The following is a 15,101-nucleotide window of genomic DNA, read 5'->3' on the forward strand; positions in this document are numbered from 1 at the left end:
CCGGCCGGTCATTCGACGGCGGCCGTCGGAGTGACCTCGTCTCCTCCGATCGCGTCCTCCGGGCCTCCCTCATCCTCCTTCACTACCCGGGCGACGTCCACGACCGTATCCCCCTGGTCCAGATTCATCACCTTGACGCCCTGGGTATTGCGGCCGATCACCCGGATACCGTCCACCGGCAGTCGGATGATGACTCCATGCCGGGTGATCATCATGAGCTCGTCGTCCGGGATCACTTCCTTGAGCGCCACGATCGAGCCGGTCTTGTCGGTCTTCTTGAGGGTGATGATTCCCTTGCCGCCCCGCTTCTGCACCCGGTAGTCGGCCAGCTCGGAGCGCTTGCCGAAGCCCTTCTCGCTCACCACCAGGAGTGTGGCGTCGCGCCGGACCACGACCATGCCGATGACCTCGTCGCCCTTCTCCAGCTCGATTCCCTTCACCCCGGTGGTGGCCCGGCCCATGTCCCGGACATCGCCCTGGTGGAACCGGATGCTCATGCCGTCCTTGGTGGCCAGGATGATGTCGCTGTTCTGGTCACACACCTGCACGTCGATCAGCTCGTCGCCGTCGTCGATGTTGATGGCGCAGATGCCGTTCGCCCGGACGTTGCCGTAGGCGGAGAGCACCGTCTTCTTCACGGTGCCGAGCCGGGTGACGAAGATCAGGCACTGATCCTCGGAGAATTCCCGCACCGGCACCAGGGCCGCCACCTGCTCGTTGGGCTTGATGGCGATGCAATTGACCACCGGCTTGCCCCGCGCCGCCCGGCTGGCCTGGGGAATCTCATGCACTTTGAGCCAGTATACCTGGCCGGTGTTGGTGAAGAAGAGCAGGTAGTCGTGGGTGCTGGCGATGAAGAGGTGCTCCACCCAGTCGTCAGCCTTGAGGTCGGCGCCGTTGAGCCCGCGTCCCCCGCGCCGCTGGCGCTTGTAGGCCGACACCGGAATCCGCTTGATGTACCCGGTGTGGGAGATGGTGATCACCATGTCCTCTTCGGCGATCAGGTCTTCCACCGTGAACTCGCCCTGGTCGGCCACGATCTCGGTCCGGCGGTCGTCTCCGAACTGCTCGACCACCTCCTTCATCTCCTCCTTGAGGATGGTCATCCGCTTGGGCCGGGATGCCAGGATCGACTTGAGGTCCTTGATGGTGGCCCGGACTTCCTTGAGCTCGGCCTCCAGCTTCTCCACCTCGAGTCCGGTCAGCCGGGCCAGCCGCATGTTGAGGATGGCGTCGCTCTGCTTCTCGCTCAGCCCGAAACGCTTCCTCAGCCGCGCATCGGCCTGCGGTGTGTCCTCCGACCCGCGGATGATCTTGATGACCTCGTCGATGTGATCGACGGCGATCTTGAGGCCCTCGAGGATGTGCTCCCGTGCCTCGGCCGCCGTGAGGTCGAACTGGGTCCGGCGGATCACGATCTCGTGACGGTGCTCGATGTAGCGCTCGAGCAGCTCCTTGAGATTCATGACCTTGGGCGCGCCCTTGTCGAGGGCCAGCATGATCACGCCGAAGGTGGCCTGCATGGCGGTGTGCTTGTACAGCTGGTTCAGCACGACGTTGGGGATGGCGTCCCGCTTGAGCTCGATGACGATCCGCATGCCCTCACGGTCGGACTCGTCGTTGACCCCGGTGATCCCCTCGATCTTCTTCTCCGACGCCAGCTCCGCGACCGACTTGACCAGGTTCTCCTTATTGACCTGGTAGGGGATCTCGGTCACCACGATCTGGGAGCGGCCCGATGATTCTTTCTCCTCGATCTGGGCCCGCGCGCGCATGATGACCCGGCCCCGCCCGGTCTCGTATGCCTCCTTGATGCCCTGGCGACCGTAGATGTACGCGCCGGTGGGAAAATCAGGGCCCTTGATCGCCTTGCGGAGGTCGGTGATGCTGGTCTCGGGATCGTCGATCAGCAGCTCGACCGCCTTGGCCACCTCGCGGAGGTTGTGCGGTGGGATGTTGGTGGCCATGCCCACCGCGATGCCGGACGAGCCGTTGACCAGCAGGTTGGGGATCTTCGACGGCAGCACCGTCGGCTCCCGCAGACGGTCGTCGAAGTTGGGCTGGAAGTCGACGGTGTTCTTGTCGATGTCCTCCAGCATCGCCACCGCGACCCGGGTGAGCCGGGCCTCGGTATAGCGGTAGGCCGCCGCCGGATCGCCGTCCACCGAGCCGAAATTCCCCTGCCCGTCGACCAGCGGATAGCGCAGCGAGAAGTCCTGCACCATGCGCACCAGCGCGTCGTAGACGGAGGAATCGCCGTGCGGGTGATACTTGCCCAGCACGTCGCCCACCACGGTGGCTGCCTTCTTGTAGGCGCGACCCGGCACCAATCCGAGCTCGTTCATCGCGTACAGGATCCGGCGGTGCACGGGCTTGAGGCCGTCCCGCACATCCGGCAGGGCCCGCGAGACGATGACGCTCATCGAGTAGTTGATGAACGATTGCTGCATCTCGTCTTCGATGAGCCTGGGCAGGATTCGTTCGCGCGAATTGGGTGCGGTCATGTGCGTCACGTGCTAGGGAAATGGGGGCGATCCCGGGTCGGTCCGAGACGCCGAAATATACCCGGACGCGCCGGTCCGACGCAACCGGAAGCAGCACACGAAATGTTGGGGAGACAACGACTTAGGAGAGGGAGGGAGGGGTCGGTACGACCCGGTGGTCCAGGGCGGAACTGTCAGCCCACGCGCCGGGTCGTCACCCCGAGCGCCACGCCCTCATTCCAAGCCAAACCGTCATCCCGAGCCCATTCGCTGCGCTGCTCGGGATGACAGAGCCGCCCACCTACTGGTGGCAGGGCGCGTCGGGATCCGGCTTGGGCTTGTCCACCGCCACCCGGTGATCCAGGTTGGCCACTCGGCCGGCCACATCAGCGAGGAACCGGGTGACGCGGGCAAACTGCTCGTAGTCCAGGTACTCGGGTTCGTCGGTCACCTGGTGATAGTCCCGGTGGCCGCCGGTGCTGAAGAACGCGATCGGAATCCCGTACCGCGCATAGGAGTAGTGATCGCTGCGGCAATAGAAGTTGTCCGGATGCCCGTCGGCGTCGTAGCTGTAATCGAACTGCATGCCGTGCTTCCCTTCCCGATTCACCGTCTCGACCAGATCGCCAAGCTCGGTCGACAGCCGGCGCGACCCGATCACCTGGAGATACCCCGGTCCGCCCTTGGGCTCGTCCTGCGGCCCTCCCCGGGCGATCATGTCGACGTTGAGCTGGCTCACGATCGAGTCGCGAGGCACGGTCGGGTGGTCGGTGAACCAGCGGCTGCCTTGCAGTCCCGACTCCTCGCCGGTGTGCCAGACGAAGAGCAGCGAACGCTTGAACCGGGGACCCTTGGCGAAAGACTCCGCGACCTCCAGCAGACCCATCGATCCCGAGCCATCGTCATCCGCGCCGTTCACGATGGAGTCGGCCCGGGCAGGGTGCAGCCGCCGCAGGCTGTCCAGTATTCCGTGAACCCGCCCCCACTGCTCCGCCGTAGGCTGGCCGGGCGAATCGTTGGCCCCGCGGGGACGCATGACCGTGTTGTAGGCACGGATCGAATCGTGATCCACCGGTGGCACGATACCGATCGCGTCGTTGTGCGCGCCCAGCGCGACATATTCGCCGCGGAGCGCCGGGTCGGCGCCCTCCAGGATGCCGACCACATTGGTGGAGGAGACATCGGTGGCCGCGTAGGAAACCTCGCCGCCCAGGGTGGCGCCGGTGTCCCCTGGCCGAAGCGCGTCGAGCGGTTTGCCGAAGAGCGTTTGCACTGTTCCGGTGGGCAGAAAGACGATACGAGGCTGGGTCGCACCGGGCGGCACCTTGGTCTCGGCGGCCACCTCCAGCCGGGGCGCGCGTAGATAATTGGTATTGCTGGCAATCAGCCCGTCGATATCGGTGATGGCGATCCCGGCGGCCAGCCCGAGCCGTCCCGCCGGCCCCAGGTCCGGCGCCGCGATCGATTTCCCATCCCCCTGGTTGCGAAAGACGAGCAGTTTCCCCTGCAGTGCCTCGCGCGCCGGCAGCGCCGCCGAATCGCTCCGGCCTCCGATGTAGACCACCTGAGCACCGTCGATGGGCCGCGCCGGCAGCTCGAAGGTGGGCTGATACGGGTAGTAGTCCTGGAAGGCCCGGAGCTTGACGGAACCGGCGTCAAGGGTGGTGTGGACGGTGTCGACCGCGTACCTCATGAGGGGGACTCGTTGCAGATATCCGCCCTGGTCACCTCCGGGCTTGAGACCCAGCCGGGCCAGCTCCCCCGAGATGTACGCGTTACCCCGTACGTTTCCGGGAGTGCCGGCCTGGCGGCCCTGCATAGAGTCGTCGGCGAAGATGTAGCTGCGGGTCCTGAGATCCGCTGGAGTGATCTCCGGACTGGTGGCACTCTTCGGCGTGGGCGCCTCGGCCCGCGAACCCGCGCATGCCAGAATGGGGGGGAGGAGCAGGGAAACCAGCCGCCACGGTCTCTCCATGAATCGCCGCCGGAAAATGGTGAGGTAGGAATGAAAACCGATCCCCAACATACTGTCCGGCGGCGGAATTCGTTTCAGGGCGTCAGCCGTGAAGCATCGACCCCGGTCCCGCACGCACCAGAAGAACCGTGCCCGCGCCGCGCGCCATGATGGGCTGGCCGGCCGGCTGCACCACTTCCCCGATTGGACGGCCGGCCCCGTCGAGCACTTCGTATACTGTCACCGGCTCCCGCTTCCTGAGCTGAATCATCGAGCACCTCTCCGTGACCATCATGCCAAGCCGTGCGGCTTTCTGCACCCGTAGGCATGAGACGCGTCGAACCCGAGGAGGGTTGCCTGGGAACCGCCGACCAACCCTTTCCGTCCGGGGCGTGTCAGAGTGCCGGTTCGAGCCTACGACCTTCAAGCGCCGGAGCCCGTGAACGACCGTGAACTGATCGGCCGAGTGCTCGAAGGTGACCCGAGCGCCGAGCGGGCATTGTACGACGCTCACGTGGACCGCGTCTTTCGCCTGGTGCATCGGATGGCGGGTGATCTCGACCGAGCCCAGGACTACACCCAGGAAACCTTTATCCGGGCGTTCCAGCGGTTGCGCGAGTTTCGGGGTGAGGCGGCATTGTCGACCTGGTTGTGTTCGATCGCGATCTCCATCACCCTCAATGGGTTACGGAAGATCCGGCGGGCCAGGGAACGGGAGGTGCCGCTGGACGAAGCGCCGGTGGTGGGCACTGCGCGCCGGGAGGCAGACCCCGATCTGAAGGTCCGGCTCTCGAACGCTATCGACGACCTCCCCGACGGATATCGGACGGTGTTCGTGATGCACGACGTCGAGGGGTACACTCACGAGGAGATCGCCGCCGCGCTGGGAGTCCAGTCGGGCACCTCCAAGGCTCAGCTGTTCCGCGCCCGCGCCAGGCTGCGCGAGGCCCTTGCCGACTTCGCCAGGGAATGAGCCGCATGAATGACGATCAGTGGGACGAGATGCTGCGCCAGGCAGCCCGCGACTACAACGCTCCGCCTGAGACGCCTCGGGAGGAGATGTGGCGGGCCATTCAATCCCGCCGACGCCCCCTCCGAAGGCTGCCGGCTTCTCCCCGGCGCTGGATCCCCTGGGCCGCCGCGGCCGCCGCCGTGCTCGCCCTGGGGATCGGCCTGGGCCGGCTCTCGGTGCAGACCGGCGTGCCGAGCGCGCCGACCCCGGTCGCGACCCGGTCTCCAGTCCGGACGAATGCCACCGCTTACCGGCTCGCCGCGGCCGATCACCTGGGCCGGTCGGAGGTCTTCCTCACGCTCTTCCGGGCATCCATCCGTTCGGGCGGCAATGAGCGGCTGGCATCGGCCACCGCTCGGGAGCTCCTGGCCACCAACCGGATGCTGCTGGATTCACCCGCTGCCGCGGACCGCAGGACCCGGCTCCTGCTGGACGACCTCGAGCTGGTGCTGGCCGAAATCGCTCAGCTCACGCCGCAGCCTCACCAGCAGGACCTGGAGTTGATTCGAGAAGGAATCGAGCGAGACGGGATGCTCTCCCGCCTCCGGACGGCCGTGCCCGCTGGCGCGACCCAAATGCAAGGAGCGTTGTGATGTATCGGATGTCACTCGGAGTTATGCTGGCCGCGACGATGGGCCTCGGCGAATGGTTCGTGACGCCGAAGCCGCAGGATCGCGCGACGGTGGCTCAGGATTCGGCCGGCATTCTCAGGCCAGAGGTGCCGGCCCCCTGGCTGCAGGGAGATCCCGCCGATTCATTGTATCGGGCGGCGCGCGAGGCGCTCAATGGACGGGACTACGCGCACGCCGCCGACCTCTTCGGTCAGATCCCCACGCGCTTCCCCCGCTCGGGCTACGTGGCCGACTCGTTCTACTGGAGCGCCTTCTCGCTCTATCGATTGGGCGGGGAGAGCCAGTTGCGCGCCGGACTCGCGGCGCTCCGGGCGCAGAGTGAGCGATTCCCCAAAGCCGCGACCCGGGGCGACGCTGCCGCCTTGGAGCGGCGGATCCAGGGCGAGCTGGCGCGGCGGGGCGACTCCCAAGCGGCGGCAGACATCACCCGGGCGGCGAACGCCGCCGTGCAGCCGCCGGAGGCCCCCGAGGCGCCGGAAGCTCCGGTAGCACCGGAGCCTCCCGAGCCGCCGTCCGGCCCGGAGGGCGGCTGCGAGAGCGAAGCGGACGACACCAAGCTCGCCGCGCTCAGCGCGCTCCAACAGATGGACGACGAGCGGGCGCGTCCCATCCTCCGCCGGGTGCTCGCGCGACGCGATCCTGCCTCGGTCTGCCTCCGGCGGAAGGCCGTCTTTCTGATCGCCCAGGAGAGCGAGGGAGGCACCGAGGAGATCCTGCTCAACGCCGCGCGGACCGATCCCGACCACGAGGTCAGAGAGCAGGCCGTATTCTGGCTCTCGCAGGTGAATACCGACCGGGCGGTGAGCGCTCTGGATTCGATCCTACGGAGCTCGAAGGACGCCGCGATTCAGGAAAAGGCGGTCTTCGCCCTCTCTCAACAGGGCAGTCCGCGGGCCCAGCAAGCCTTGCGCGGGTACGCCGAGCGGGCAGAACTGGCCGCCGCGGTCAGAGAGAAAGTGATCTTCTGGATCGGGCAGAGCGGCGGGGCGGAGAACGAGGCGTTCCTCCGCTCGCTCTACGGCAGGCTCAAGGACGAGGGACTCAGAAACAAGATTCTGTTCTCGGTCTCCCAGGCTGGTGGCCCGGAGAACGTGCGCTGGCTGCTGGGGATCGCGCGGGACGCCACCCAGCCGCTGGAGCTGCGGAAGCAAGCGCTCTTCTGGGCGGGGCAGACCGGTGCCTCGATGGCCGATCTCGCCGGGCTCTATACCAGCATGACCGACCGGGCCATGCGTGAGCAGCTCATTTTCGTCTACTCTCAGCGGGAGGAGCCGGCCGCGGTCGACAAGCTGCTCGACATCGCCAAGAGCGACTCCGATCCCGAGCTGCGCAAGAAGGCGCTCTTCTGGCTGGGGCAGAGCGACGATCCGCGCGCCGCCAAGGCGCTGCAGGACATCATCGAGAAACCCTGAGCGGAGGTGAGAATCTCATGGGTCCGACTCTGGGTACCCTCCTGACACTCTTGGCGTTTCCGGCCGCGCTCAGCGGCCAGACGCTGGCCCAGCGGATGGCCGCGCTGGGACAGGGAACCATCCGGCTGAGCTTCGCGGCGCGCGAGGGCGTCTGCGGCAGCAGCAATGGCATCACTATCAGCGATAAGGGTGACGAGTGGGTGGCAGACTGCGACCGCGGTCCGGTACGGGTCTCGCTTCGGGTCAGCGGCGGCCGGCTGACCGACGCACACACGCACGTCGGCGGCCGGTGGGCAACCGAGGCCGGCGCCATCGACCTGGGGATGCTCCCCGCCCGCTCGGCCGCGACCGAGCTCCTGGCGCTGGCCGAGCACTCGGATGCGGCGGGCGAGAACCTGATCTCGGCGGCCACCCTGGCGGACAGCGTCATCGTGTGGCCCACACTGCTGCGTCTCGCCCGCGCCCCGGCGGTTCCGCTCGAGACCAGACGCCAGGCCGTCTTCTGGTTGGGCCAGGCCGCGGGGGAGGCGGCGGCTCGGGGTCTCGACTCGATCGCGGTGGATAGCAGCGGCGATCTCGAGGTGCGCAAGCAAGCGGTCTTCGCCTTGTCTCAGCGGCCGTCCGAGGAAGGGGTGCCGGCGCTCATCCGGATCGCCCGCACCAATCACCATCCCGAGCTTCGGAAGGCCGCGCTCTTCTGGTTGGGACAGAGCGAGGATCCGCGCGCCCTCGCATTGTTCGAGGAGATCCTCCGCTAACCCCCCGCTCGGCCCCATTACATTGGGGGCATGCGGCTCGCCCCCCACGCCCTTCCTGCCGCCGCCGGCCTGGTCATCGCCTGCGGCGGGCAGAAGGCGTCCGCACCCGTCGTCCGTCTGGGCGGAGCCGGGGATACGGTGGCCAGCTCGTACGGGGAAGTGTCCCAGGGTGTCTGGCTGGGTGGCGACCGATGGGCGGTGCTGGCTCCGGCCGACCAGGCCGTAGCAGTGGTAGACTTCGCCCGCCGGAAGATCGGGCAGCTGGGGGGTGCAAACGGCAAGGAGTCCCGAAACCCCTCGACCCTGTTCCGTGCAGGCGATACGCTTTACGTGAGCGACTGGGGGCTGCGGCGCACGTCGCTCTGGACCCTCGACGGCCGATTCGTGCGATCGGTTCCCGCTGCAGACGCCTTGCGCGGCGTGCTCGCCCGTGCACGCGACGGAGCGGGCCGGTTCTATTTCGAGGTCGCCCAGCGGGCCGGCCCCGATGGTCAGGGCAACCGCGACTCGGCGGCCGTGGTGCGAACCGGACCGGCCCTCGAGCATCCGGATACGCTGGTTCGGCTGGCGCCGCTCGACATCGCCCAGATCGAGAGTGAGAGCGGCCGGCGATTCGAGCGCCGGGTCTTCAGCGGCGCGGACTGCTGGGGAGTGCTTCCAGACGGCTCGGTCTGGGTGGCGCGGGTGTACGACAACCGAGTGGACTGGCGCGATCCGAAGGGCACCTGGACCCGCGGCAAGGCGCTGCCGGACAGGGTACTCGAGGTCACCAGATACGACCGCGAGCTGTTTCTCCGCCGCTTTCCGCCCGAGCTCCGCTCCACCGCCGAGCAGCTGCCGTTCGCTCCGGTCAAACCACCGTTCGAGGCCGGCTTCACCTCGCCGGCGGGCGAGGTCTGGTTGGAGAAGAGCCGCGCCCCTGCCGATTCGGCGCGCCGCTACCATGTGGTGGACCGCCAGGGGAAGCTGATCCGAGAGATCCAGCTGACCGGCCGAGGGCGTATCCTCGCAGTGGGCGAGGGCGTGGTCCTGGCTGCGGAGCCTTCCCGTGAGGGCGCCCGCCTGCTCCGCGTGGCGCTGCCGGCCGCGGCCGCAATCCATTGATCTCGGAGGAATTCCCGAATGAAGTGGCCGGGCCCGATCTGTCCGCTAACCCTCCTCGGCGTCATCGCCTGCAGCCGCGCCGAGAGCCAGAGCGGTCTCAAGCTCGAGAGCAAGCTCCCCGTCAGCTTCCCTCAGCTGAGCAACGTCGTCGAGCTGGGTGATGGCCGCGTCGCTTTCGCGGACACCAAGGAGAAGCTGTTCCTCCGGGGCGACCTGGGGAGCGGGAAGCTGGACACGCTCGGTACCCGGGTCGACTCCATCACGGCCACGGCCCCGGCGGAGCAGTACAAGTTCCCCGGGTGGGTGGCCCATCTTGCGGGCGACACGGTGGCATTGGTCGACTTCAGCGCCGCCCGCACCACACTCTGGAACGAGAGCGGCAAGGCGCTGGGCGTGCTGCCGATCGCGCCGGTGTCGGGGAGCGCACCCGTGCTGGTGTACGATGCCGTTGGGCACGGGTACAAGATCGACTATCAGGCGGTGCTGGGCGGAGGCGAGCCGGGGCGGACGCTGCGGCCGGACAGCATTCCCGTGCTTCGAATCACCCTCAAGACGGGAGCGGTCGACACAGTCGCTAACCTGACCGCCCCAGACTACGGTGACGCCACCTTCGGCACCGAGGTTCAGGAGGCGGCCAAGGTCTTCGGGCCGAATGATTTCTTCGGGGTGCTGCCCAATGGTGCTGCCTGGGTGGCTCGGGGGCGTCAGAACCGGGTCGACTGGCGGGCATCCGACGGGACCTGGAAGATCGGCAAGACTCGCGAGTACACCAAGCTGCCGGTTACCCAGCAGGATCGCGATCGGGTGCTGGCCCAGGTGCGGGAGCACGGCAAGCAGTTCGGCATGCCGCAGGATCTGCACGTCGAGTATCCCTTCGCCGATACCAAGCCACCGTTCGATTTTGCCCTGGGGCGGCCCAATGGCGAGGTCTGGCTGCAGCGCCCCCGGGCACAGGAGGACGCGCCGCTCACCTACGATGTGTTCGATGGGACAGGCGAGTGGCGCCGGGAGGTCACCTTCCCCGAGGGAGCCGCGCTCGCGGGGTTCGGGGCAAAGTCGGCCGTCTACGCGGCCATCAAGGGCTCGGACGGCCGCCGCACGGTAGGGCGCTACACTCTCAAATAGATCGCGTCAATGGATCGCGTCAGTCGAGGATGGGCGGGTCGCCGCCCGGCGGGATGTTGGGGCCCTGGCGGTCGGTGCGCCGGCGGTCCCGCCGGCGCCCTTCCTCGTACCAGCGGCGGGTGATCTCGCCGGCCAACTCGCGGTTCCCCAATCCGAACGCGAGACCGACCGCCAGGGCCACCGCGCCGAGGATGAGGGTGAAGGTGGCCGTGACGATCTCCGCCGCCACGCCCACCTGCTGAAGCGCCATGAAGAGCGAGATGAGGATGACGGCACCCTTGGCGATCTTGGCCAGCGTGGGCACCCCCGCCACGCTCCCGGCGGATGCCAGAATCAGTCCCCGAACGAACTCCCCCACCACCATGCCGAGGATGACGATCACGATCGCGGCGATGAGCGTCGGGATGAAGGCCAGCATGGTCCCGAACATCTCGTTGATGCTCTCCAGCCCGAGCGCCGTGGTGGCGAGCAGGATGACCACCAGCATCACCAGCCAGAAGATCAGCTTGGCCGTCGCGCGAATGGGGTCGAGGCGTGACCCGGTGCGGCCCACGGCCTCGTCCAGCCCGCCCGCGGCGGCGACGCGGTTGAAGTCGATCCGCTTGAGCGTGTCGTCGGCCCAGCGCTGGATCTGGCGCGCCAGGAAGTAGCCGGTCAGGAGGATCACGGCGGCCCCGAGGAGGGCCGGCAGTACGGTGCCGATCTGCTGGGCGCCGGTCAGCAGCCGATTCCAGAGTTCGTTCACGGCGATACCTCGAGTACGAGTTTGCCGATCTGCTCGCCGCGCTGCAGCCGGTCGAGCACGACGCGCCACTGGGCCAGCGGCACCACCTGGTCGATCACCGGCCAGAGCCGTCCCTGGTGGGCCAGGCGGACGATCTCGGCGTACTCCCGCCGGCTCCCGAGGGTGGATCCGAGCACGCTCCACTGATGCCAGAAGAGCCGGCGAAGATCGAGCGAGACCATCGGTCCGCTGGTCGCGCCGCAGATCACCAGTCGTCCGCCTCGCCGGAGCGCGCGGAGCGAGTCCGGCCAGCTTCGCTCGCCGACGCTATCCAGCACCACGTCCGCTCCTCGTCCGCCGGTCAGGCGCCGCACCTCGGCCACGACGTCCGCCGTGGTGTGGTCGATCGCGCCGGCGGCCCCGAGCCGGCGGGCAGCCTCGAGCTTGGGGCCGGAGCCGCTGGTCACGATGGCGCGGAGGTCGAGCAGCTGGGCAATCTGCAGGGCCGCCATCGCCACTCCGCCGCCGATGCCCCAGATCAGCACCGTCTCGCCGGCGCGGACCCGGGCGCGGGTCACCAGCATCCGCCAGGCCGTGAGGGTCGCGAGCGAAAAGGCGGCGGCCTGACTCCACGGCATCGCCTCGGGCACCCGGGCCAGATTGGCCGCGGGCACCACGATGTAGTCGGCCGCGGTCCCCGGCCGGTGCTCGCCCACGACTCGGAAGCTCGCGCAGAGCGACTCATCGCCGTCCAGGCATGCCTGGCAGCAGCCACAGGAGATCCCGGGGTTGAGCATCACCCGGTCACCCGGCCGGACCTGCTGGACCCCAGCACCGACCTCCTCCACGATACCGGCCCCATCGGAGCCGACCACGTGGGGAAAGCTGTACTCGATTCCGGGAAGCCCGGCGGCGACGAACAGGTCCAGGCGGTTGAGGCCGGCCGCGTAGATCCTTACCAGCACGTCGTCAGGGCCGCCGATCTCCGGACGGGGCATCTCGACCACCGCGAGATGCTCGATCCCGCCGGTTCCGTCGAGGGTCAGCGCCCGCATGGCAGGCCGCTCAGAACGACGGGCTCAGCACCTGCTCGCCGGGGCGCAGCGGCACCGCGAGGGGAACGCTGCCGGGGGTGAGCGCCTGGATCCGCAAGGTGAGCTGGTTCTTGCCGCGTCCTCCTTCGGCCAGCTTGCCGGCGACGTAGGCGACCCGATCGCCGTCGCGGGAGACGTCCATCGCGACGATCGGCTGGTCGGTCTGCAGCACCACGGCCGGCACCGGTGCCCCGGAGACGACCCGCAGCACCTTTCGCTCGGTCGCGAAGACCAGGTCCCCGCTGGACAGGAAATGGGGACTGGACTCGCGGTCCGAGGTCTTGGTGAGTCGGCGAGGATTGGTGCCTTCCAGGTCCATCGCGTAGATCTCCGTGTTGCCGTCCCGCATGGAGACAAAGGCAATGGTGCGCCCGTCGGGCGAGACCTCGGGCGAGCGGTTGCCTCCGGCGGAAGAGGTGAGTTGCCGGAAATCTCCGCCATCCGCCTTGATGCTGGCGATCTGGGAGACGCCGGTCAGAGAGGTCGAGGTGTACACCAGGCGGGCGCCGTCGGGCGTCCAGGCGGGCTCCCCTTCGGCACCCGGATCGACGGTCAGACGGCGGAGGTTCCGTCCGTCGGCATCCATCACGTACAGGTCGTAGCTGCCGCTCCGATCGGAGCTGAGCGCCACCCGGGTCCGGTCCGGGGAGAGCACCGCCTGGCGGTTGGAGGCGTTGTCCACCAGCAACGCAAAGAGCGTGTCGGGGGCCGAGGTCCGAAGCTGATAGATGCCGAGCATGCCGCTGCGGTTGGAGGACACCAGCAGGTCGCCGGTGACGAACACGTCGGCCGTCGCGGCTTTGCCCCAAGGGGCATTGGCGGTCACCGTGGCGCGCCCGGGACTGACTCCCACCACTTCGCCGGCCGGGCTGACCGTGGCGACCTGCGGGTGATCGCTGCTCCACCCGAGGTCGGTGGCGGGCCCGATCGCCTTGCCCTGGTCGTCGAACAGGCCGGCCCGGATGGTGGATCGCTCCCCGGACCTGAGACCGATGCGGGAGCGCTCCAGCCCCACCACGCCGGGGATCACCTGGATCGACCAGACCGCCGGCTGGAAACCCCGGAGCCGGGCGGACAGGCTGGTCATGCCGGGCGTCCTGGCGGTGACCGTTCCCTTCGACCGGTCGAACCCCAGCACCGTCGTGTCCTCCACTGACCAGTCGATCGCGGCCTCGGGGATCGGGGTAGAGTCGGCCGCTTGCGCCACCGCGGAGAACTGACGGGCGCCGTGGAGCGGGATCTGAATGGGGCCGGTGCTTGGGCGGGGGGAGACGACGAGCGTCTGCGGGAGCTTATGCACCACCACGCTGGCGCGGCGCTCCTGGCCGAAGCCGGTCGCGACCACCTCCGCATGGCCCGCCGACCGGCCCTCCACGATGCCGGTCGGCCCGACGGCGGCCACCGTCGAGTCGGTGGAGGACCAGTGGACGACGCCACGGACCTCACGATTGTTCTGGGAAGGCACCAGGACGTGCAGGGTGTCGATCTCCTGGGGACCCAGAATGATGCGGGTCTTGGAGAGCACGAAATCGGCGGACTCGACCTCCACCGGCGCAGTGGCCATCAGTCCGGTGGACGTGGTCGCCTGGATGATGCTCTTTCCCACTCCAACCGCCACCACCTGGCCCGAGCTATCGACTTCGGCCACCTCGGGTTTGAGCGACTTCCAGGACACCCTTCCCGGCGTGGGCGAAGGGGTGGCATCCTCCCGGAGCGCCTGGGCGGTGACCCGCATGCTCTCACCTGGGAGGAGGATGATGGACGCGGGGTCGAGAGTGAGCACCGAACCCGGCGGCACCGACGGCTGGCCGTTTCCTGCCGTGTTGGTGCCCGTGCCGGTGATGAGCACCGCCATCGAGGCACGTCTCCCTTGAAGGCGGGCCTCGACTTTGGCCAGGCCCGGGCTCACCCCCAGCACGGTGCCATCCTTCGCGACCCGCGCGATGAGCGTGTCCGAGCTCCAGAAGGTGAACTTGGCCGAGGGGATGAGATTGCCTTGCCGGTCGTAGGCGGCCGCGAAGATGGGCTGCCGCTGCCCGACCGCCAGGGTCATCGTCTCGGGTGTCACCTGCACCTCGGTGACGCTCTGGGCGACGGCGGGCGCGCTCCAACCCAGAAGAGCGAGCAGCGCCCAGGCCGCTTCAGGTCGGAAGGATATCACCGGCGCATGGCGTCCAGAGAAAGGAGGAGTGGGATCAGGGTAATAATAGCGCGCGCCGAGCCTTGCAGAAGCCTCGAAGATGTGCAAGTTATATCTGGTTCTTCCAGGCACAGGCGCACGCGCGCCTCACGACCGTCGGCGGGTCACGCCGGATTTGTGTTGGGAGGAAGCGAAGATGGCCGAGCACCCTTATCGGGAATTGGGCTGGTCCGGCTCCGGGTGGATGGACCCTTTGCCGACGGAGCTGCCCGCTCCGGCGCCCCCACCTGCCGTCACCCCCACACCCCCGGCCGCGGCCCCCAGCGCCGCCGTCCTGCCCGCCTCCACCCCGAAGCGGAAGTCCTCCAAACCGGCGGCCAGAAAATCGGCCAAGAAGACAGCCAAACGGGCAGCGAAGAAGACCGCTAAGAAGAGTGCCAGGTCGGCCAAAAAGGCCGCCAAGGGCGGCAGGAAGGCCGCGAAGAAGGGTGCTAAGAAGGCGGCGAACAGGAGCGCCAAGAAGGCGGCGAGGAGAGGCGCCAAGAAGGCGGCGAGGAAAGGCGCCAGGAAGGCGGCGAAGAAGAGTGCCAGGCGCGGGGCCAAGAAATCGGCCCGGAAGGTCGCCCGTCGCGGCACCAGGAAGGGTCGCCGCCGGTAGTGCCG

At 68.1% G+C, this 15,101-nt stretch carries 13 protein-coding genes; 6 read left to right on the forward strand and 7 right to left on the reverse strand.

Going from position 1 to position 15,101, the window contains the following annotated elements:
- Positions 1-8 precede the first annotated feature (8 nt).
- The 3 genes from gyrA to VHR41_11290 form a co-directional block, all read right to left on the reverse strand.
- The gene (gene gyrA, locus VHR41_11280) at positions 9-2,504 is read right to left on the reverse strand and encodes a DNA gyrase subunit A (GenBank protein ID HEX3234770.1); all 2,496 of its coding nucleotides are present in this window, start codon (positions 2,502-2,504) and stop codon (positions 9-11) included.
- 280 nt (positions 2,505-2,784) lie between these two features.
- Positions 2,785-4,458, reverse strand: a complete 1,674-nt coding sequence (locus VHR41_11285) for a M28 family peptidase (protein HEX3234771.1) — start codon at positions 4,456-4,458, stop codon at positions 2,785-2,787.
- 82 nt (positions 4,459-4,540) lie between these two features.
- Complete coding sequence (locus VHR41_11290) at positions 4,541-4,708, reverse strand: hypothetical protein (protein ID HEX3234772.1); 168 nt, start codon at positions 4,706-4,708, stop codon at positions 4,541-4,543.
- Positions 4,709-4,876: 168 nt separating this feature from the next.
- On the opposite strand from VHR41_11290, the gene VHR41_11295 reads away from it, so the two are divergent.
- The 6 genes from VHR41_11295 to VHR41_11320 are packed head-to-tail and all read left to right on the forward strand — an operon-like array spanning position 4,877 to position 10,480.
- Positions 4,877-5,410 (forward strand): RNA polymerase sigma factor, encoded by a 534-nt coding sequence (locus VHR41_11295; GenBank protein HEX3234773.1) that lies wholly within the window; start codon positions 4,877-4,879, stop codon positions 5,408-5,410.
- A gap of 5 nt (positions 5,411-5,415) precedes the next feature.
- A complete protein-coding gene (locus VHR41_11300) occupies positions 5,416-6,042 on the forward strand; it encodes a hypothetical protein (GenBank protein ID HEX3234774.1) in 627 nt (208 codons plus the stop codon).
- An 8-nt stretch (positions 6,043-6,050) separates the two neighbouring features.
- Positions 6,051-7,493: a HEAT repeat domain-containing protein gene (locus VHR41_11305; GenBank protein ID HEX3234775.1), complete on the forward strand. Its 1,443-nt coding sequence runs from the start codon at positions 6,051-6,053 to the stop codon at positions 7,491-7,493.
- A gap of 17 nt (positions 7,494-7,510) precedes the next feature.
- Complete coding sequence (locus tag VHR41_11310; GenBank protein ID HEX3234776.1) at positions 7,511-8,251, forward strand: HEAT repeat domain-containing protein; 741 nt, start codon at positions 7,511-7,513, stop codon at positions 8,249-8,251.
- Between the two features lie 30 nt (positions 8,252-8,281).
- Positions 8,282-9,355, forward strand: coding sequence for a hypothetical protein (locus VHR41_11315; GenBank protein HEX3234777.1), 1,074 nt, complete (start codon positions 8,282-8,284; stop codon positions 9,353-9,355).
- An 18-nt stretch (positions 9,356-9,373) separates the two neighbouring features.
- The gene (locus VHR41_11320; protein HEX3234778.1) at positions 9,374-10,480 is read left to right on the forward strand and encodes a hypothetical protein; all 1,107 of its coding nucleotides are present in this window, start codon (positions 9,374-9,376) and stop codon (positions 10,478-10,480) included.
- Positions 10,481-10,499: 19 nt separating this feature from the next.
- Here VHR41_11320 and VHR41_11325 read toward each other — a convergent pair whose 3' ends face one another.
- The 4 genes from VHR41_11325 to VHR41_11340 all read right to left on the reverse strand — a co-directional run bounded on the left by VHR41_11325 (position 10,500) and on the right by VHR41_11340 (position 15,074).
- A complete protein-coding gene (locus VHR41_11325; protein HEX3234779.1) occupies positions 10,500-11,225 on the reverse strand; it encodes a hypothetical protein in 726 nt (241 codons plus the stop codon).
- On the reverse strand, positions 11,222-12,259 hold the full coding sequence (locus VHR41_11330) for a zinc-binding dehydrogenase (protein HEX3234780.1): 1,038 nt from the start codon (positions 12,257-12,259) through the stop codon (positions 11,222-11,224). Before VHR41_11330 ends, VHR41_11325 begins: the two co-directional genes overlap by 4 nt.
- Before the next feature lie 10 nt (positions 12,260-12,269).
- Positions 12,270-14,459 carry an Ig-like domain-containing protein gene (locus VHR41_11335; GenBank protein ID HEX3234781.1) on the reverse strand — a complete coding sequence of 730 codons (2,190 nt, stop codon included), beginning with the start codon at positions 14,457-14,459 and terminating at the stop codon, positions 12,270-12,272.
- 189 nt (positions 14,460-14,648) lie between these two features.
- The gene (locus VHR41_11340) at positions 14,649-15,074 is read right to left on the reverse strand and encodes a hypothetical protein (protein ID HEX3234782.1); all 426 of its coding nucleotides are present in this window, start codon (positions 15,072-15,074) and stop codon (positions 14,649-14,651) included.
- Positions 15,075-15,101 lie beyond the last annotated feature (27 nt).

The organism is Gemmatimonadales bacterium (assembly GCA_036265815.1).
Taxonomy (GTDB): Bacteria; Gemmatimonadota; Gemmatimonadetes; order Gemmatimonadales; family GWC2-71-9; genus CAVVWJ01.